The following is an 18,413-nucleotide window of genomic DNA, read 5'->3' on the forward strand; positions in this document are numbered from 1 at the left end:
GTGCCTGCGGTGCGGTGGTCGACAACAGCCTCAGCAGGCGGCCGCTCACGCGTCAACGAACACCGAGCAAGTACGGCCCGGGGAGCGCCGGATACTGTGGTCATCCCTAGACTCTGCAGATCGCGGGCCTGCGGACGCACGACGCCGAGCGCGGTACTCCGGGTGGGGCAGGACGTCGGCGGTTCGGCCGTGGCCCGGGTGCTGATCGGGGTGGGCAGCTCTGCCGTCTCCTCCTCAGCGATGCTGCGGTGTTCTGCGCGCGGTACGGATGACCACCCATGAGGTAACTACCCTCCAGAGCCGTCTGGTTGGATGTGGGAAACCGCGCAGGCTCGGCTCTCCCCAGCCGTCTGGCAATGAACGGAGACCTGGTGGACACAAGGATGCCGCGATCTGAAGGAGATGGTTTCGCGAGTTCGCTGCCTGCGACGAGCGGTGGCGTGGGGGAGCACCTGGAGGGCGGCGTCGAACTCGGCGACCCCTGGGCGGGGGTGGACGCGGCCGGCCTGGCGCGCGCCGCCAGGGCGCAGTCCGAGCGGCCTGTGCCTGGTGTGGAGGACATGGCGTCGTATCTGGCGGCTCAGGTGTCCGACGACTCCCACCGGGACGTGGTGGGTCCCCTGCTCGACGGTCAGGGGGCCGGCGGCGTCGTCCTGAGACGCGGCGTGGTCGTTGCTTCCTGGGGGGACCCGGCACAGGAGGAGATGGCGTTCAGCGCGACGAAGAGTGTCCTGTCGCTGGTGGCGGGTGTGGCGTTCGATGACGGGCGGCTTCGACTGGACGAGCCGGTCTGCCGGTTGGTTGACCTGCCGCAGTTCGCGGGCGGGCACGGACGCGGGATCACGTGGCGCCATCTCCTGGATCAGACCAGCCAGTGGGAGGGCGAGCTGTGGGGGAAGCCCACGGCGGTCGACGCCCAGAGCACACGGGAGGGAACGGAGTCGGCGGGAGGCCCTCCCGGAGAGGGCTGGGCGTACAACGACGTCCGGGTGAACCTGACCGCCCTGGCACTCACGGCGCTCCTGCGACGGTCCTTGCCGGAGGTGCTGCGGAGCCGGATCATGGAGCCGATCGGGGCCTCGCCCTCGTGGTCCTGGCACGGCTATAGCGAGTCCGTGCTGGACATCGACGGCCACGCCGTACCCGTGGTGTCCGGGGGTGCACACTGGGGCGGCGGCCTGTGGATCAACGCCCTCGACCTGGCTCGGATCGGCCACCTCTGCCTGCGGGGCGGGAGGTGGGGCGACCGGCAGGTGGTCTCCCGCCGTTGGATCGACGAGATGTGGACGCCCTGCCCGGTCAAGCGGAACTACGGGCTGTCCTGGTGGCTGAACGACGACCGCACCGTCTGGCCCGAAGCCCCGGCGTCCGGGCGCTGCGCCCGGGGAAACGGCGGCAGCCATCTGCTGTGGATCGACCGTGCACGAGACCTGGTGATCAGCTCGCGCTGGGGATCGGACGTCGAGTCGTTGCTGACAGAGGTGTCGAGGGCGGTGAAGCCGGACCAGCCCGCGGAGCGACGCTAGAAAGCGAAGCGGCAGCAGCGAGCCGATCGGGCTCCTGGCCGCCGTCGGACGCTCGCGCGAACCCGCCTGTCAGCCTTCCCGGATGAAGCCCTCCCGCACCAGCCAGTCCTTCGCCACCTCGTGCGGGTCCTCCCCGTCCACATCCACCCGCGCGTTCAGCCGCTGGGCCTCCGCCCCCGTCAGCCGCTTGGTGATCGGGGCGAGGAGGTCGGCGATGGCCGGGTACTTCCTCATGGTGGCGCTGTTCATCTCGGGTGCCGCGTTGTAGTTGGGGAAGAAGTGCCGGTCGTCCTCCAGCACCTTCAGCTTGAGTTCGGGAATGCGGCCGTCGGTGGTGGCCGCCACGCCGAGGGCGCAGGCCGCGCCCTCGGCGACCTGGGTGTAGACGACGCCGTCGTCCATCTTTTTGAAGTTTCCGCGCCGGAGGGCAAATCCGTACGTCTTCGCCACGCCCGGCAGGCCGTCCTCGCGCACCGAGAACTCGCTTCCGCCGCAGATCGTCGCCGCGCCCGGGTCCTTCTTCGTCAGACGTGCCACGTCAGAGAGGGTGCGCAGCCGGTACTTCTGCGCATTCGCCTGGTTCGCGACCAGCGCGTAGGTGTTGTTGAGCGGGGCGGCGGGCAGCCAGGTGACGCCGTTGCGGCGGTCTGCCTCGCGTACGGCCTCCCACTGCTCGTGCTGGTCGACGACCCGCTTGGTGTGCCCGAGGTAGGTGATCCAGGCCGTGCCGGTGTACTCGTACATCCCGTCCGCCGCACCGGACTTGACCGCCTCGCGGGCACCGATCGAGCCCTGGATGTTCGTCCGGTCCAGGACTTCCGCGCCGGCCGCTTTGAAGACCAGCCCCATGATCTGGCCCAGGATGATCTGCTCGGTGAACTCCTTTGAGGTCACGGTCAGTTGGGCGCCCTCCAGTGGCCGCCCCTTCCCGATGGAGCCGGGCTGCACCGAGTCGGCCAGTGGACTGCCGCTGGTCAGTCCGCAGCCGCTCAGCGCTGCGGCGGCGAGCAGCAGGGCACCCGCGCCCGCGACAGCCGTCCGAACCTGGGTCAGGCGCATCAGTCCACCTCCGGTCCGTGCGGACCTAGCCGCACGCCCGCCAGGATCAGCTGGTCGGCCAGGGGCAGTTCGCCCCTGAACAGCCTCAACAGCGGCGACATCCCGATACCGCGCGCCGCCTCCGGGCGTGCCGGGTCGGCGGCCCTCGGGCCGGCCACGGTATTGCCCATCTCCTCGCCCCCGTCCCGTACCTTCGCGCGGGGCCGGCCGGCCATCTTCGATACGAGCCCGATGTTCTCGGTGACGGTCATGTGCGGGAAGATACCCGTGGCCTGGACGGAGTAGCCCATGGCGCGGCGGAGCGTCACGGGACGCGGTGGCGCCACGCGCGCTACGGCCGCTGCGCAGCACACGGCACGGGAACACGCCGCTACGAACCAGGTCGTATCCCTTGGCCCGCGAGAAGTGTGACCCAGTTCACAGCAGATCCAGAACCTGTGCGCCGCACCGGGCGTCTGGCTGGTGTGAGATCACGCAGGAGAGCACTGGACGAACTGGACGAGGAACGCCTTGTCCGGCTGGTGGCCAGAGGTGACCGCGGGGCGTTCGACGAGTTGTACCGGCGCACCTCGCCGTGGCTGGCGGTGCGGTTGCGCCGCCGCTGCGCGGACGAGCAGATCGTCGCCGAGGTCATGCAGGAGACCTATCTGGCGGTGTGGCGCGCGGCCGGCGCGTTCGCCGGGAGCGCGGTCGGCGGGACGGCCGTCGGGTGGCTGTGGACGATCGCGGCGCGTCGCCTCGTCGACGCGTTCCGGCGCCGTGCCCACCACGCCGAACCGCCGGTCGCCGCCGCCGAGCGGGCGGTGGTGCCCGCGGCGGAGGAAGAGGCACTCGCCGGGACCGTGGGCGGCGACGTCGGCGACGCCCTGCGGCGGCTGGCGCCGGAACTCCGAGAAGTGCTGCGGGCCACGGTGCTCGACGGGCTCTCCATACGGGAGACCGCCGTCCTGCTCAGACTGCCCGAAGGCACGGTCAAGACCCGCGCCCGCCGGGCCCGGATCGCGATGCGGGAGGCGCTGACATGAGCGGGGAACACGCGTCGAGGCAGTTGATCGACGACTACGCACGGGGTGACGCGGCGATGGCCGCGGACACGGTATGGGCGCTGGAGGCCCATCTGGAGACCTGCGCGTTGTGCCGGAGCCATCTGGCGGCCTGTGTGGCCACCGAGGCGCCCGGCATCGCCGCGCTCGTCGACACCGTCCGGGCCGGTCTGGAACCACAGTTGGACGCAGCCGTCAGGGCGCCCTCGCGGCGACACCGCCCGAGGTGGGCCGCTGCCTGGCTGACGCCGGTCATGGCCCCGTGGTTGGCCATGACCGTCCTCGTCACCCTGATGGCGCTGCTGCTGGACGCAGTCGCGCGGCCCATTTTCTTCGGCGGCGTCTCTCCCGTGTTGGCGATCGCACCCGTGCTGCCGCTGTGCGGTGTCGCCGCATCGTGGTCGCGCGGCCTGGACCCGGCGCACGAACTGACGGCCTCGACCGCCCGAGCCGGCCTGCCCCTGCTCCTCCGGCGCACCGCGGCGGTTCTCATGGTGGTCCTGCCTGCGCTCGTGGTGGAGGGATGGCTGACCGGAACGATGTCGGCCGCGCAGTGGCTGCTGCCCTCCCTGGCCTTCACCTCCACCGCCCTGGCGCTGGGCAGCGTGGTCGGCGTGACCCGCGCCGCCACCGGGCTGGTGGGCGCCTGGGGCGTCGTCGTGGCACTCGCGTGGGCCACCGACCACGGCCCCGTGGACCTGGAGCGTGTCCTGCAGCCGGACCAACTGCCCGCGTGGGGGCTGTTCTTGGCGCTCGGCATCGGCGCCGTGATCGCCCGCAGAAACGCGTACTCAACGCTGTGAAACCATCGTCAACCCTCGCAAGGGACTACCGCATGACGCCCATCACGAGCGCAGCCGACACCGCGCCGAAAACCTACGCCTGGCAGATCCGGGCCAGTGGCCTGAGAGTACGCGTCGGACGGAAGAAGATGGCCGTCGACGGGCTCGACCTCTCCCTGGGCATCGGTACCCACGGCCTCCTGGGGCCCAACGGTGCGGGAAAGACCACCCTGATCCGGGCGCTGGCCACCGTGCTGCACCCCACCGAGGGCGAACTGGAGCTGCTCGGCACCTCCCTGGGCAGGATGGTCGACCACCGGCCCCTGCGTCGCCGGATCGGCTACCTGCCGCAGGACCTCGGCTACTACAAGCGCTTCACGGTGCGCGAGTTCGTCGAGTACATGGCCTGGTTGAAGGAGGTCCCGAAGGCGGACGTCCCCGCGGCCGTCCAGCGGGCCGTGGAACGGGTGGGCCTGGCGGACCGCGCCGACCATCGGATGAAGACCCTGTCCGGCGGCATGGTGCGGCGGGCCGGCATCGCCCAGGCCATCGTCAACGACCCCGCGGTGCTGCTGCTGGACGAGCCGACGGCCGGACTGGACCCGGCGCAGCGACTGCGCTTTCGCGAGCTGCTCCAGGAACTGGGCCGCGACACCTGTGTGGTCGTCTCCACCCACCTGGTCGAGGACGTCGCGGCCGCCTGCTCCGACGTGGTGCTCTTCGCCGACGGCCGCCTGGTCTTCCAGGGCACGCCGGAGGACCTGGCCGCGGCGGGCAGCACCGATTTCCCGGGCGACAGCCCGCTGGAGCGCGGCTACTCGGCGCTGCTCCGCAACTCCGGGCAACGGGGAGGCGCCTGGTGACCGGACGTGTGCTGCGCATCGAGCTGAAGCGCTCCGTCGCCCCGTGGCCCGGCATCGTCGTCCTGGGCGGCAGCCTGGCGATCTTCTGTCTGTACGACGGGCTCTGGTGGAGGGGCACCGCGGGGTGGACGGCCCAGTGGACCTCCATGGCCCTGTGGACCCGGTCCCTGCTGACCTTCTTGTGGCCGCTCGCGGTGGGCACGGGAGCGGTGTACGGGCTGCGCGAAGCCCGCGCGCGGATGGCCGAACTGCTGACGACCGTGCCGCGGCCGGCCTGGCGCCGTGCGGCGCTGACGGCCGGTGCGATGGCGCTCGCGCTGGCGTCGGGCTTCGGCCTCCTGGTCCTCGTCGGCGGGGTCCAGGTGGCCCTCGGCCGGACCACCTACACGCCGCTCGACTGGCTGCCGATCTCACTCGTGGCGGCGCTGGCCCTCGTCGCGGGTGCCGTGTTCGGCATGGGCGTCGCGCGAGCCCTGCCCTCCGTGCTCACCCCGCCGGGCCTGGTCCTGTGCTTCCTCACGCTGACGGCCCTTCTCCAGCAGAACAGTGACGGGACACTGCCGTCGAGCATCGCGCCGAACCGGCTCGCCCAGCTGCTTCCGGTGACCGCGGAGCCGCGGGAGATGCTGCTGACCCTGTCGGGCTCCGTGCACCTCGGCCAGACGCTCTGGCTGCTCGGCCTGCTCGCCACCGGCTTCGCACTGCTGTCGGCCGTGACCCGCCGGGCCCGGCTGCTCGCGGTGATCCCCGTCCTGGCCGGTGCGGCCCTGGCCCTGCTGGTCCTCCCGGCCGCTGCCCGCGACACCTACGTCGTCGACAAGGCCGCCGCCGCCCTGGTCTGTGACGGACCGGTGTGCGTGACGCAGGCGAACCGCTCACGCCTGCCCGAGCTCGCCCGGCGCGGCAAGGAGGCGCTGCGCGTGCTGCACGAGGTCCTGGGCGACAAGGCACCGCACGCGGTACGGGAGGACACCAGGCTGCGCGCGATCGCCGACAAACGCGAACCCTCCGGCGACGTGGTGCTGGTCGACTTCGACGACCGGCTGCTCGCCGATGCGACAGGTGGGAAACTGACCCGCGCGCTGATCGCCCAGGGTCTGGCACCCAGCTGCTACGGGAACGACGACCGGGAGGGCGGGGGGCGAGGCAACGTCCCTGTCCAGAGCGTCGCCGCGAGCTGGGCCCTGCACGATTCCCGGCTCCGACCGCTGGCGGAGAGGGGCAGCGACGCGTACGTGCGCACGATCTGGCCGGACGCCGACGTCGCCTGGCAGCGGCTGACGGCGCTGTCACCGGCCGAGCAGCGCTCGCGGATCGCCGCACTGCACACCGCCGGCCTCTCCTGCGCGGCGGACCACCAGCTTGCGGTGCTGGCGGGGAAGGCGACGCGATGAGGTGGCTGATCCTGCACGCCCGTTCACGGCAAGTGCCTGCCTCGGCCGCCGCGGTCGCGCTCGTCGCGCTGGCGGTGTGGTCCCTCCACAGCCCGGGACCGGAGGATCAGGCGATGGCGGTCCTGGTCCTCACCGCGAACGTGGCGGCCGCTTCCGTCGGGCTCGGTGGGTGGGACGTCGTGCTGGAGAGGACGGCCGCGATCCGGTGGATGCCCCGCCGGGCGGCGCACGTGCTGCTGGCCGGCGCGTGCGCCGGTGCGGCGCTGCTGACGGTCCAGGCGGCGGGAGTGCAGCTCGCCCCCGCCGAGGTCGTCGTCCGGGACAGCGCGGGCCTGGTCGGCCTGGCCGCGCTCGGGGCGGCGCTGTGCGGGGCACAGTTCGCATGGACCCTGCCGACCTGCTGGCTCGCGTTCACCCTCTTCGGACCGGCTCCGGGCGGCACCGCGGGAGACGTGGTCATGTGGATGATCTCTTCCCCTGCCACGACGGCGTCCACCGGGACCGCGTGGGCCCTGTTCGCGAGCGGCACCGTGGTGTACGCCATCGCAGGCCCAAGACGGTAACGGACACGCCCCGCGCCGAGGCCCGGGCACCGCGCTCTTCAGGCCGAAGGTGAGACCTGAGGATGACGGCCGGGATGCGGGTGCCACCAGCGGTTGGTCCGGTGATGGGCCTACCGGACGAAGACCAGCCCGATCCGGCGCCTTAAGAATGAGTCGAATCATCCGCCTCGTTTCCGGGAGCCTCTCCATGACGAAGCCAAGCCTCCTGCGCGACCGGCGGAGCGGAGGTGACTGTCCTGCCGTCGTGCACAAGCGCCCACAGAACGCCGGTCCGCCGACGGGCCGGGGAGAGAACCGCCCGGACGTGCGTGCAGCCCTAGCCGCGCTTCTTGAGGTGGGAGTCCCGGTTCGGGCCCTCGCGGATGATGCCGGCCTGGACGAATGTGGAGAACACCCTGCGCAGGCGGAGGGGGAGGACGCCGTCCATCGCCGCGCATGCGTCGTCGGCCGACGGGCAGCGGTCCCTGGTCCCCATACGTCGGACTTACGCGGCGCACTCCTGTCCGACGGCGGTGGTCCAGCGTGGAACTCGTCGTAAGTCCGACTGCCGCAACGAGTTCACCGAGGAAGACGGGGCGAGTCCCATGGCAGGTTCAAGACGGGATGCTGGATGGATACCAGCGGAAGCCAACACCTTCGTCGGGCGACAGCGCGAGATGTCGCAGGCACGGACATTGCTCACTCGCAGCAGACTGTTGACCTTGACGGGCGCGGGAGGAATCGGCAAGACCCGCCTGGCGCTACGGATAGCTCGCGACGTTCGACGCTCCTTTCCCGACGGAGCGTGGGTGGTGGACCTGGGGCCGGTGGAGGACGAGGCACTGGTCGCACAGACGGTGCTGGCTGCGCTGGGTCTCGACCACACATCGGCCTTGCCGGTCATGACGGTGCTGGTCGACCACCTCGCGGACAAGCAGCTGTTGCTGGTGCTGGACAACTGCGAACACCTGCTCAACGCCAGTGCCGTCCTGGTCCGCACGCTGCTTGCCGCAGCGCCCGGCCTGAAGGTGCTGGTGACCAGTCGACAGTCACTCGGCATCGACGCCGAGGCCCTGCTGACCGTGCCGCCGCTGTCGACGCCGAATCCTGACCGGCCACCGCCGCCGAAGGCCATGCTGCGGTGCAGCTGTTCGTGGAGCGGGCCTCGGCCGTCCTCGGCGAATTCACACTCAGTGCGGACGATCGCCGGGCCGTCGCCGGCATCTGCCACCGTTTGGACGGTCTCCCGCTCGCGATCGAGCTGGCGGCAGCCCGGCTGCGGGTGCTGTGTCCTCAGCAGCTCCTCACCGTTCTGGGCGACCGTCTGGATTTGCTGAATCAGGGAAGTCGCGCCGCGCCGGCACGGCAGCAGACGCTGCGCGCGGCGATCGACTGCAGCTTCAACCTGTGCACACCCCAAGAGCAGTGGGGGTGGGCACGCCTTTCCGTCTTCTGTGGCGGCTTCGACCTGGAAGCGGCCGAAGCGGTCTGCGCGGGCGAGAAGCTCGCCCGCGAGCAAGTCCTCGGTGTCATCTCGGAGTTGCTGGACAAGTCAGTGCTGACCATGGAGATGCAGCCCGGCCTGGGGCGCTACCGCATGTTGGAGACGATCCGTGAATACGGCCGCGATCTCCTGCGCCTTGGCGGGGAGGAGGCAGCCGTACAGCGTCGACACCGCGATCACTACCGGGAGTTCGCCGCCAGGGCGGAAGCTGACTGGTTCAGCGCACGCCAAGAGACCTGGTCCACCCGTCTGTGCCTGGAGCGCGCCAACATCCGCGCGGCCCTGGAGTTCTGCCTGAACACACCGCACGAGGTGGACGCCGGGCTCGTCCTGGCCATTTCCTTGTGGGGCAACGCGCTGGGCGCGGGCAATCTGGAGGAAGAACGCCGTTGGTTCGGCCAGGCCCTCGCACGGGATACCGAACCGACCCCGGCCCGAGCCAGAGCACTGAGGGTCGACGGCTGGCTGGCCCTACTGCTCGGCGATATCTCCACCGCGCAGGCCCGGTCGGATGCCTGCCAGGACCTTGCGGAACGGCTGGGCGATGCGGAATCCCTGGCCCACGCCGTGCAGTTCGCTGGACTGACGGCACTCTTCCGAGAAGACCTCCCCGCAGCGGTGCGCCTGCTGGAGGAGGCTTTCGACCGCCACCGGGCCACCACGGACCTGTGGGCTGAGTGGATGGCCCTGTTCTTCCTCGCCCTTGCCTACTGTCTGACCGGCGACCCGCGTGCCTCCGCAATGGCGGAACAGTGCCTGGCCCTGTGCGACGCCCACGATGCGCGATGGTCCCGCTCCTACGCGCTGTGGCTCCTCGGGCTCCAGCACTGGCTCCGTGGGGACACCCAGCGAGCGATCCCGCTGCTCCAGGACGGGCTGCGCAGCGCCCGATCCGGCCGCAATCTCCTCGGCGTGGCCCAGTGTCTTGAGGCCCTGGCCTGGGCCACAGCACAGGACGGACGTGGTGAACAGGCCGCTGCCTTCCTAGGTGCCGCCCAAACAGCCTGGCTGTCGGTCGGCATCGCACTGCCCAGCCTCGGCCGCCTCCTTCACTACCACAGCGAATGCGAAGCCCGGCTGCGCGGTTCCCTCGGCGATACCGCCTATGCCGCCGCCGTGAAGAGGGGAACCAAGCTCACACTGGACCAGGCAACCCACTACGCACTCGGCGAGCCCCCCACCCCGCCGACCCCACTGAGGCCCGAGCACCCACCAACGGCCCTGACGCGACGACAACGGCAGGTGATCGAGCTGCTTGCGCAAGGTATGACCGACAAGCAGATCGCCGCCAAGCTGGTGTTGTCCCCACGCACGGTGGAAGGACACGTGTATCGCCTGCTCGCCGTACTCGGCTTCGACTCACGCACCCAGATCGCCACTTGGGTGGTGGAGAACTCCGCACCGCGTCAGGGGGAGCACGATGAATCAGACCCTCTGTGCGCGGGGCGAAGGTAAGGGCTACGAGGTCAAACGAGTGCGGTCGGCTACCTGCTGAAATCCACGGCGCCTCCCGCATGGCGCACTGACAGATGTGAAGAGCCTGGAGGCCAGAAGGCGAGCAACCGCACGACGGTGCTGTCACCGTGCCCTAGTACTGCAACCGCATGTGGCGTGACGGGGCTTCGTCTTGGTCGTTGGGCTGACTGTGTGATGAATCGTTGACGGTCGCGCAGATCGAGGACTGGCCTGAGGGGATAGCCGGACTCCATAGCCGGACCAGTCCTACCGTCCGGCGGCTAGGCCGTTTCGTTCGGATCATCGGTTCGTTGGTCCGGGTGTGCCGTTGACTGACGCGCAGTGGGCGCGGATCGAGCCGTTACTCCCGGACTCTCACCGCCGGACAAGCCGGAGACGCTCCCGCCTTCCCGCAGGTGATGGCCCGCTTGCGTGTGCCCCGCCGCCGTGGACGGCCTCGCACCAGGCCGGACGTGGTCCTGGCTGACAAGGCGTACTCCTCACGCGCCATCCGCGAGCACCTGAGCAAGCGCGGCATCCGCGCGGTGATCCCCGTCCCGGCCGACCAGCAAAGCCACCGTCTTCGCCGAGGCAGCCAGGGCGGCCGGCCACCCGCCTTCGACCGCGAGAGATACAAGCAACGCAACACGGTCGAACGATGCATCAACCGCTTGAAGCAGTGGCGCGGCATCGCCACCCGCTACGAGAAGACCGCAGCCATCTACCTGGCCGGCCTCCACATCGCAGGCATCTTCCTCTGGTCCGCCGGTGATCCAAACGAAACTGCCTAGTAGTGCTTTGTTACGTGGTCTTGTCGCGGTGGGTGTTCGGTAGTTCGCTGGCTGTATGAGGGCTGGGGAGCTTGCCGGGTGCCGTCAGCAGTTGGAGGAGTTCGCCGGGGAGGTGTTCGCGCCGTTGGGGCGGCGTGATCAGCGAGCCAAGGGCGGGTTATACCTGCGGGGCCTGTTGTTGGACGGGCGGCGCAAGTCGATGCAGCCGATGGCCGAGCGCCTGGGAATCGATCACCAGCAGTTGCAGCAGTTCATGACGTCCTCGACCTGGCCGGTTAAGGACGTGCGGGCCCGCCTGGCCTGGCGGGCAGTGCGGGTCGTGCGGCCACAGGTATGGGTGGTGGACGACACCGGCTTCCCCAAGGACGGAACCGCCTCACCAGGAGTGGCCCGGCAGCCGAACCGCATCAGCCCGCCTACGGCGGAGTGGGTCCCAGGCCGCTGCCGCGCTACCCGTCCGATCTCCTTACGCGGACACGTCCTGGCGGCAGGTCGCCACCAGGGCCGGACCGTGTTCTGGCGCAAGGGTTCCAAAGCCGCGATGAGCTCGCACTTCGTGCTGGTGCGGGTCCGTTTGGCGAGGCGGCGGCCCAAGCCGGCCGCGGGAGGGCACGATCCCTCTGGCCTGGCTGATCGCTCAGTGGCCCGAAGGCGCGGACGAGCCGGTGAAGTACTGGATTTCGAACCTGCCTGCCGACCTGCCCGTCAAAGACCTCGTCCGCCTGGCAAAGTCCCGCTGGCGCATCGAACACGACTACCGGGAGATGAAGACCGCTCCGGGCCTGGACCACTTCGAAGGCCGCTCCTTTGCCGGCTGGCACCGGCACGTCACCCTAGTCACCGCCGCCCACCTGTTCCTGACCGAACAGCGGAGGAGCCCAAAAGCCTCTGCCAGGGCCTGACCCTCTACCAGGCCCTGAAACTTCCTCCAGCACCTCCTGGCCACCTGGACCGGGACCTGCCCCCCTGCCAACAGACCGTGCCACGGCAGCCCTACGACACCACCTGACAAAGCACTACTAGGCGGTGTCTCTTTGATGGATTGGTCAGTTGATCGGATGCGTCCGTCCGATTGGTGAGCACTGATGCGATGTGGGGCCGGATCGAGCCGCTCATGCCGGCTGATCCGATCCGGGGCAGGCCGTGGGCCGATCACCGCCACACCTTTGAGACCCTCGCGCGGCCACAAGCAGCGGAACACTGTCGAACGCTGCATCAACCGCCTCAAGCAGTGGCGCGGCGCTCCGGGTCATAGGGTGCGGTGCAGCTTCTTCGGGGTGCCGCCGAGGAGGGTGGTGACGGTCGCCGCCACCTGTCTCGCCGGCCCATTTGCCGTTCCCTGAAGGGCGCAGCTGCCTTACCGTCAGACCCCCTCTCCGCATGGATTTTTGGGGCACTCGGGGCGATATCCGCCGACGTCGGTCCGCGCCAAAAGAAATCCTTTCTGTGGTTTCTTGGAATTAATTGCTCATTCGACTTGACAGTCGATTGTCGCGTGTCACGATGACGGCCGTCGCGGCCTGTTCGTCAATCGAAGTCCGTTACCGCGGGGGGTCATGTGAATGACAGGGATTTGTCGGCATATCTCAGGGATCTCGGGGTGGCGCAGCGGGAAGCCGAGTTGTTCCAGGCGCTGTTGCAGGCCGGGCGGAGCAATGCCGGGAATCTCGGGGAGCTGCTGGGGTGGGAGCGGGCGGAGGTGGAGGAAGCCGTCGGGCGGCTGATAGACCTGGGGCTGGTGGTCGCCGGCGGTGCCGACGATGCCGCCCCGCTGTCTCCCACGGAGCCCAGCATCGCGCTGGACCGCCTCGTGCACATCCGGTCGGCCGAGGTCCGGGAGGCCCAGCTGGCCGCGTTGCACGCCTACCGCGCCTATCGGCGCTGCACGGGTGCGCAGACCACCGACGATCTCGTGGAAGTGGTGACCGGACCACAGATCGTGGATCGTATCTGGCAGTTCGAGAAAGCGGTCGAGTCCGAAGTGGTCCGCTTCGATTCCCCGCCCTATCACACGGACGGCGGGGCGAATGACGTAGAGGTGGAAAACCTCGCACGGGGTGTGGAGTACCGCGTGGTGTATTCCAGCTCCGCGGTCCAGAACGGTACCTATTACGCGGTCAATATCGAACCGTGTATTGCCGCCGGGGAGCAAGCCCGGGTGCTGTCGACGGTCCCGGTCAAACTCACCGTCTTCGACCGGCGGCTGGCGATCGTCTCGATGTCGTCCGTCGAGGCGGAATCCAATGAGGCGCTGCTTCTGGTGCGACCGTCGAGCCTGCTGACCGCGCTCCTGGGGCTGTTCGAGACGGCCTGGCGCTCCGGCCACCCCATGCACCTCAGCCAACAGGTGCCGCCCGCGCTGCGCCCGGTCCAGCGCCGCATCCTGGAGCTGATGGGGACGGGGGTCACCGACGACACCATCGCGCAGCTGCTGGGCATCAGCCGCCGCACCCTCTCCCGGCACACGGAGCGGCTCTACCAACTCGCCGGTGCCACCAGCCGGTTTCAACTCGCCCTGCACGCCGCCCGCAAGGAGTGGATCTGACGGCCTCCCGTCCCGAGGGGATGCGGCGCCGGATGCGGGTTGCGCACCTGTGCCACTGACACAACTGTGCCGCCACTGCCCTTGAGCGGCCGGTACACCAATGGGTGCCCGCGATTTCCGGGCCCCGCATCCCCCTTGGAGTAGCTGTGCCCCTGCGCATATCAAGGCTCGCCACGGTCGTCGCCCTCTCGGCAGCGGCCCCCCTGCTCGCCGGATACGTGTCCTATGCGGAGGACGCGCCGTCCGTTCCCGCCGTCCGTACCTCCGACCATGCCCTTCCCGGCCGGTACGTCGTCGTGCTCAAGGACAGCACGTTGTCCGCCCGCTCTGTGCGGGACGAGAGCGCCCGCCTCGTGAAGGCGCACGGCGGTGCCGTCCGGCAGACCTACGGGACGGTGCTCAGGGGCTACGCGGCCGCGATGAGCGCCGATCAGGCGCGCCGGGTGGCGGCCGATCCCGGTGTCGCCTACGTGGAGGAGGACGCTGAGGTCCAGGCTTCCGCTGTCCAGAGCGACCCGCCGTCGTGGGGGCTCGACCGGGTGGACCAGGCGGCCCTGCCGCTGGACAAGAGCTACTCGTACGCCACGACGGCGAGCGGGGTCACGGCGTATGTCGTCGACACCGGTATCCACACCTCGCACAGTCAGTTCCAGGGCCGGGCATCCGTCGGGGCCGACGTGGTGGGCGACGGGCAGAACGGACAGGACTGCGCCGGTCACGGCACCCATGTCGCCGGCACCATCGGCGGCAGGGACTACGGCGTGGCCAAGGGCGTCAAGCTGGTGTCCGTGCGCGCGCTGAACTGCAGCGGCAAGGGCTCCTCGTCGTCGATCATCGCGGCGGCCGACTGGATCACCGCGCATGCCGGCCGGCCCGCCGTGGTCAACATGAGCATCAACGGCGGCAAGAACAGCAGCGAGGACAGCGCGATCGGGAAGTCTATCGCCTCCGGGGTCACCTGGGTCGTCTCCTCGGGCAATGACGGCGCCGACGCCTGTGACAACTCACCGGGTGACATCGCCCCCGCCCTCGTCGTCAACAACGCCACGTCCGACGACCGGCGCCGCTCCGACTCCAACTACGGCTCCTGCACCGACCTCTTCGCCCCGGGAACGGGCATCTTCTCGGCCTGGTACACGGGGGACACGGACACCCACAGCCTTACCGGCACGTCGATGGCCGCACCGCATGTGACCGGGGCCGCCGCCCTCTACCTCTCCGCGCACCCGGACGCCTCCCCTGCGGAGGTCCACCAGGCACTCCTCGACAACGCCACGGAAGGCAAGGTCTCCGACGCCGGCAGCGGCAGCCCCAACCGGCTGCTCTTCACCGGCGGCCTGGGCGTGCGGTAACGCCTGCCGTCCCTCTGGGGCAACCGCCCCGCTCATACGTCACTCCCTCACCCCCCACGGCTCCACCGCACATTTCCGTCCCACCCCCAGGAGGTACCTCATGCGTTTCGCCCACCTCGCCACCACGGCTGCCGCGGTGGCCCTGACACTGGTGGCCGCCAGCGCCTTCGCGTCCGAACCGGACGAGCACAGCGGCAGGCGCACGACGACAGCCGCCTCCGCCACGGCGGCGGACGCCTCGCTGCCGCGGTACGACCACATCGTGGTCGTACCGTTCGAGAACAAGAACTACACGTCCATAAAGGGCAGTTCCGCGGCGCCCTACCTCAACTCGCTCGCCAAGCAGGGTGCCCTGTCCGCCAATTCGTTCGGCCTGACCCACCCCAGCCAGCCCAACTACATCGGTCTTTTCTCCGGCTCGATGCAGGGCGTCGACGACGACAGCTGCCCGAACGACTTCTCCAAGGGCAATCTCGGTCAGCAGCTCATCGACGCGGGCAAGACCTTCAAGGCGTACTCGGAGGGCCTGCCCGAAGCCGGCTACACCGGCTGCAAGAGCGGCAACTACCGCCGTAAGCATGCCCCCTGGGCAGACTTCCCCACGGTCGGCGACTCCGCTCACCACCTGCCGTACTCCAGCTTCCCCTCGGATTACAGCAAGCTGCCGACGGTGTCGTTCGTGGTGCCCGACATGTGCCACGACATGCACGACTGCTCGGTGGGGACCGGGGACTCCTGGCTCAAGGACCACCTCGACAACTACGCGCAGTGGGCCAAGACCCACAACAGCCTGCTGGTGGTGACCTTTGACGAGGACAACTTCACCTCGGTCAACCAGATCTACACCTCGTTCGTGGGCGCGCACGTGAAGGTCGGCTACGAGTCGAAGCAGCAGATCAACCACTACAGCGTCCTGCGCACGCTGGAGGACATGTACGGGCTGCCGGCGCTCGGCGGCGCGGCGGACAAGGCGCCTCTCAGCGACATCTGGACCGCGGAGTGACCTGATGCCGGACCGGGGCCGCCGTCGTCACCCGGCGGCGGCCCCGGGCCGGGCGGGCCGGAGGGACAGATGGACCAGTGGGACCAGAAGCAGCAGACCGAACAGCACGAAAGGCGGGGACCTCAATCGTGTACCTGTCCAGTATCGAACGAGCACCGAAAGACGGGGCGGGCACAACACCGCGTCCCGCCTTCGCGGCCGTAGGGCGCAACGTTCTGGCGCTGGGCGCCGTCAGCCTGATCACCGACATCTCCGCGGAGATGGTCACCGCCGTACTACCCCTCTACTTCGTCCTCACCCTCCAGATGAGCCCGGCCGCCTACGGTCTGATGGACGGGCTCTACACGGGCGCCACCGCTCTGCTGCGCGTGGTGGGCGGCTATGTCGCCGACCGCACCCTGCGCCGCAAGGCGGTCGCCGCCGCGGGATACGGCATCTCGGCGCTCGCCAAACTCGGGCTGGTGGCAGCCGGGTCCTCGGTGGGAGCGCTCGGCACGGTCATCGTCGGCGACCGGACCGGGAAGGGGCTGCGGAGCGCGCCGCGCGACGCGCTGATCTCCCTCTCGGTGCCCGAGACGGTGCTGGGCCGCGCCTTCGGCCTGCACCGGGCCATGGACAGCGCGGGCGCGTTCGCCGGCCCGCTCGTCGCCCTGGGCCTGCTCTCGCTCATCGGGGCGGCCTCGCCCCGCGCCTTCGACGCGATTTTCATCACCAGCTTTTGTATCGCCGCCCTGGCAGTCGTCGTCCTGCTGGCATTCGCCCGCGACCACCGTGCGGCGCGGCCCACTACCCGTACCGTCAGCCCCCGTGCCGTCGGTGACCTGCTGCGCCGTCGCGGCGTCCGCCGGCTGGCGTACGCGGCCGGCCTGCTGGGACTCGCCACCATCGGCGACGGCTTCGTCTACCTCCAGCTGATGCACCGGCAGAGCGTGCCCGCGGGCTGGTTCCCGCTCTTCGCCGTCGGTACCAATCTCGTCTACCTCCTGCTCGCCGCCCCTCTGGGGGCCCTCGCCGACCGCATCGGCCGCAAGTCCATGCTGATGTGCGGCTACGGCATGCTCTTCGCCGTCTACGTGCTGTTGTGCTCTCCGCTGTCCGGCACGGCCGCCACCGTCCTCACCCTCTGCTGCTACGGCACCTTCTACGCCGCCACCGACGGTGTCCTCATGGCGCTCGCCGGCCCCGCCCTGCCGCCCGAACTGCGCACCACCGGGATGGCGTTGGTGCAGACCGTGCAGGCGCTGGCCTACTTCGGCTCGTCCGTCGCGTTCGGGGCTGCCTGGTCGCAGTGGAGCGCCGGCCCCGCCACCGCTGCGGCCGCCTGCGCCGTACTGCTCGCCGTCGCGCTCACCGCGGGCGTCCTGGCCCGTCCCCGTGTCGAGGAGGTCACCGTATGACCCGGCGTCACCCCGTGCTCCTGGTATCCGTGGCCACCGTCGTCCTCGCCGTCCTGGCGACGCTGGCGATCCGCCATGCCGCCCGGCCCACCGCGGCCGCCGGTGCGGCCTCCTCGGTGTCCGTCGCCCCCGGTCCGCGGATCATCGCCCGCAGCACGGCTCCCGGCAGCCGTGACCACCTGATCTCCGTCAGCGCCGACCGGCCCGGGGGACGGCGCATCACCTCACCGGTCTCCTGCACCCGGGTCCACGCGTCCGGCGGCACTGCCCTGTGCCTGCGCCTGGACGGCGGACTGAAGACCTACCAACTTGCCGTTATGGACCGCCACTTGAAGGTCCGGCGGACCCTTCCGCTGGTCGGGGTGCCCAACCGGGCCCGGGTGTCGCCCAGCGGCCGTATGGTCGCCTGGACGGTCTTCGTCGCCGGTGACTCCTACAACGGCGGCCGCTTCTCCACCCGGGCCGGCATCCTCGACACCCGTACGCAGCGGCTCGTCCCGACGCTTGAGGACTGGCACGTCACCCTGCACGGCAAGCCCTACACCGCCGTCGACCTCAACATCTGGGGCGTCACCTTCGCCCCTGATGACCGACACTTCTACGCGACCCTGTCCACCAAGGGGCACCGTTATCTGGTCCGCGGCGACCTCGCGCACCGCACCCTGCGCGCGCTCCGCGCGAATGTCGAGTGCCCCTCACTGTCCCCCGACGCGACCCGTATCGCCTTCAAATCGGCCCGTGACGACCAGCCCTCCCACGGCTGGCGGCTCTCCGTCCTCGATGTGGCCACGCACCGGGTCACGCCCCTGGCCGAGACGCGGTCCGTGGACGACCAGGCGGCCTGGCTCGACGGGCACACTGTGGCCTACGCCCTGCCCAGCGGGCGCGGCCGCGCCGACGTCTGGCGGGTGCCGGCCGACGGCTCGGGCACGCCGCGGATGCTGCTGCACGACGCCGATTCGCCGACGGCCCTCGGCGGGGCGAACTGAGTACGGGGCGATCCGGCCGCGGCGCGCGTGGCTCACGACCGGACCAACGATCCGATGATCGGAGAGACACCCACTAGAGCCTGTCTGACAAATAATTACCTGGCCGCTTCACGGAGCCAGAGAATCAGGGAGGCCAGGACGACTCCCGCACGGTAGCGGTCCGCGAGC

Annotated in this window: 16 protein-coding genes and 3 pseudogenes; 16 read left to right on the forward strand and 3 right to left on the reverse strand. The window is 69.8% G+C overall.

The window, feature by feature from the left end; genetic code table 11:
* Positions 1-440 precede the first annotated feature (440 nt).
* Positions 441-1,526, forward strand: a complete 1,086-nt coding sequence (locus tag ACGFN2_RS33590; RefSeq protein WP_393366585.1) for a serine hydrolase domain-containing protein — start codon at positions 441-443, stop codon at positions 1,524-1,526.
* A gap of 69 nt (positions 1,527-1,595) precedes the next feature.
* Here ACGFN2_RS33590 and ACGFN2_RS33595 read toward each other — a convergent pair whose 3' ends face one another.
* The gene (locus ACGFN2_RS33595) at positions 1,596-2,585 is read right to left on the reverse strand and encodes a glycine betaine ABC transporter substrate-binding protein (RefSeq protein ID WP_393366587.1); all 990 of its coding nucleotides are present in this window, start codon (positions 2,583-2,585) and stop codon (positions 1,596-1,598) included.
* Entirely contained in the window at positions 2,585-2,836 is a 252-nt protein-coding gene (locus ACGFN2_RS33600; RefSeq protein WP_393366589.1) for a hypothetical protein, read from the reverse strand. Before ACGFN2_RS33600 ends, ACGFN2_RS33595 begins: the two co-directional genes overlap by 1 nt.
* Before the next feature lie 213 nt (positions 2,837-3,049).
* Here ACGFN2_RS33600 and ACGFN2_RS33605 point away from each other — a divergent pair, with 213 nt between their 5' ends.
* The 5 genes from ACGFN2_RS33605 to ACGFN2_RS33625 are packed head-to-tail and all read left to right on the forward strand — an operon-like array spanning position 3,050 to position 7,230.
* Complete coding sequence (locus ACGFN2_RS33605; protein ID WP_026169289.1) at positions 3,050-3,610, forward strand: RNA polymerase sigma factor; 561 nt, start codon at positions 3,050-3,052, stop codon at positions 3,608-3,610.
* Positions 3,607-4,431 carry a zf-HC2 domain-containing protein gene (locus ACGFN2_RS33610; protein WP_393366591.1) on the forward strand — a complete coding sequence of 275 codons (825 nt, stop codon included), beginning with the start codon at positions 3,607-3,609 and terminating at the stop codon, positions 4,429-4,431. Before ACGFN2_RS33605 ends, ACGFN2_RS33610 begins: the two co-directional genes overlap by 4 nt.
* A gap of 32 nt (positions 4,432-4,463) precedes the next feature.
* Positions 4,464-5,273 (forward strand): ABC transporter ATP-binding protein, encoded by an 810-nt coding sequence (locus ACGFN2_RS33615; protein WP_393366593.1) that lies wholly within the window; start codon positions 4,464-4,466, stop codon positions 5,271-5,273.
* Entirely contained in the window at positions 5,270-6,667 is a 1,398-nt protein-coding gene (locus tag ACGFN2_RS33620) for a hypothetical protein (protein ID WP_393366595.1), read from the forward strand. Before ACGFN2_RS33615 ends, ACGFN2_RS33620 begins: the two co-directional genes overlap by 4 nt.
* Complete coding sequence (locus tag ACGFN2_RS33625; protein ID WP_393366597.1) at positions 6,664-7,230, forward strand: hypothetical protein; 567 nt, start codon at positions 6,664-6,666, stop codon at positions 7,228-7,230. The genes ACGFN2_RS33620 and ACGFN2_RS33625 overlap by 4 nt, the downstream gene beginning before the upstream one ends.
* Before the next feature lie 316 nt (positions 7,231-7,546).
* On the opposite strand, the gene ACGFN2_RS33630 is transcribed toward ACGFN2_RS33625, so the two are convergent.
* Positions 7,547-7,705 carry a hypothetical protein gene (locus ACGFN2_RS33630; RefSeq protein WP_362615235.1) on the reverse strand — a complete coding sequence of 53 codons (159 nt, stop codon included), beginning with the start codon at positions 7,703-7,705 and terminating at the stop codon, positions 7,547-7,549.
* A gap of 181 nt (positions 7,706-7,886) precedes the next feature.
* Between ACGFN2_RS33630 and ACGFN2_RS33635 the strand changes: the two genes are divergently transcribed.
* The 10 genes and pseudogenes from ACGFN2_RS33635 to ACGFN2_RS33680 all read left to right on the forward strand — a co-directional run bounded on the left by ACGFN2_RS33635 (position 7,887) and on the right by ACGFN2_RS33680 (position 18,245).
* Positions 7,887-8,546: an ATP-binding protein gene (locus ACGFN2_RS33635; RefSeq protein ID WP_393366609.1), complete on the forward strand. Its 660-nt coding sequence runs from the start codon at positions 7,887-7,889 to the stop codon at positions 8,544-8,546.
* Positions 8,444-10,168, forward strand: a complete 1,725-nt coding sequence (locus tag ACGFN2_RS33640) for a LuxR C-terminal-related transcriptional regulator (protein WP_393366611.1) — start codon at positions 8,444-8,446, stop codon at positions 10,166-10,168. Before ACGFN2_RS33635 ends, ACGFN2_RS33640 begins: the two co-directional genes overlap by 103 nt.
* A gap of 374 nt (positions 10,169-10,542) precedes the next feature.
* Positions 10,543-10,959, forward strand: a pseudogene (locus ACGFN2_RS33645) (transposase); the annotation flags it as partial.
* A gap of 55 nt (positions 10,960-11,014) precedes the next feature.
* A pseudogene (locus ACGFN2_RS33650) lies at positions 11,015-11,861 on the forward strand (IS701 family transposase).
* Between the two features lie 188 nt (positions 11,862-12,049).
* Positions 12,050-12,139: pseudogene (locus tag ACGFN2_RS33655) on the forward strand (IS5/IS1182 family transposase); the annotation flags it as partial.
* 378 nt (positions 12,140-12,517) lie between these two features.
* Positions 12,518-13,504, forward strand: a complete 987-nt coding sequence (locus tag ACGFN2_RS33660) for a helix-turn-helix domain-containing protein (protein WP_362613518.1) — start codon at positions 12,518-12,520, stop codon at positions 13,502-13,504.
* A gap of 146 nt (positions 13,505-13,650) precedes the next feature.
* The gene (locus ACGFN2_RS33665) at positions 13,651-14,856 is read left to right on the forward strand and encodes a S8 family peptidase (protein WP_362613516.1); all 1,206 of its coding nucleotides are present in this window, start codon (positions 13,651-13,653) and stop codon (positions 14,854-14,856) included.
* 100 nt (positions 14,857-14,956) lie between these two features.
* Positions 14,957-15,859 (forward strand): alkaline phosphatase family protein, encoded by a 903-nt coding sequence (locus tag ACGFN2_RS33670; RefSeq protein ID WP_393366600.1) that lies wholly within the window; start codon positions 14,957-14,959, stop codon positions 15,857-15,859.
* Positions 15,860-15,987: 128 nt separating this feature from the next.
* A complete protein-coding gene (locus ACGFN2_RS33675; RefSeq protein ID WP_393366602.1) occupies positions 15,988-17,256 on the forward strand; it encodes an MFS transporter in 1,269 nt (422 codons plus the stop codon).
* Complete coding sequence (locus ACGFN2_RS33680; protein WP_362613511.1) at positions 17,253-18,245, forward strand: hypothetical protein; 993 nt, start codon at positions 17,253-17,255, stop codon at positions 18,243-18,245. Before ACGFN2_RS33675 ends, ACGFN2_RS33680 begins: the two co-directional genes overlap by 4 nt.
* Positions 18,246-18,413 lie beyond the last annotated feature (168 nt).

It is taken from the genome of Streptomyces sp. NPDC048612, from assembly GCF_043199295.1.
In the GTDB taxonomy this organism is placed as follows: Bacteria; Actinomycetota; Actinomycetes; order Streptomycetales; family Streptomycetaceae; genus Streptomyces.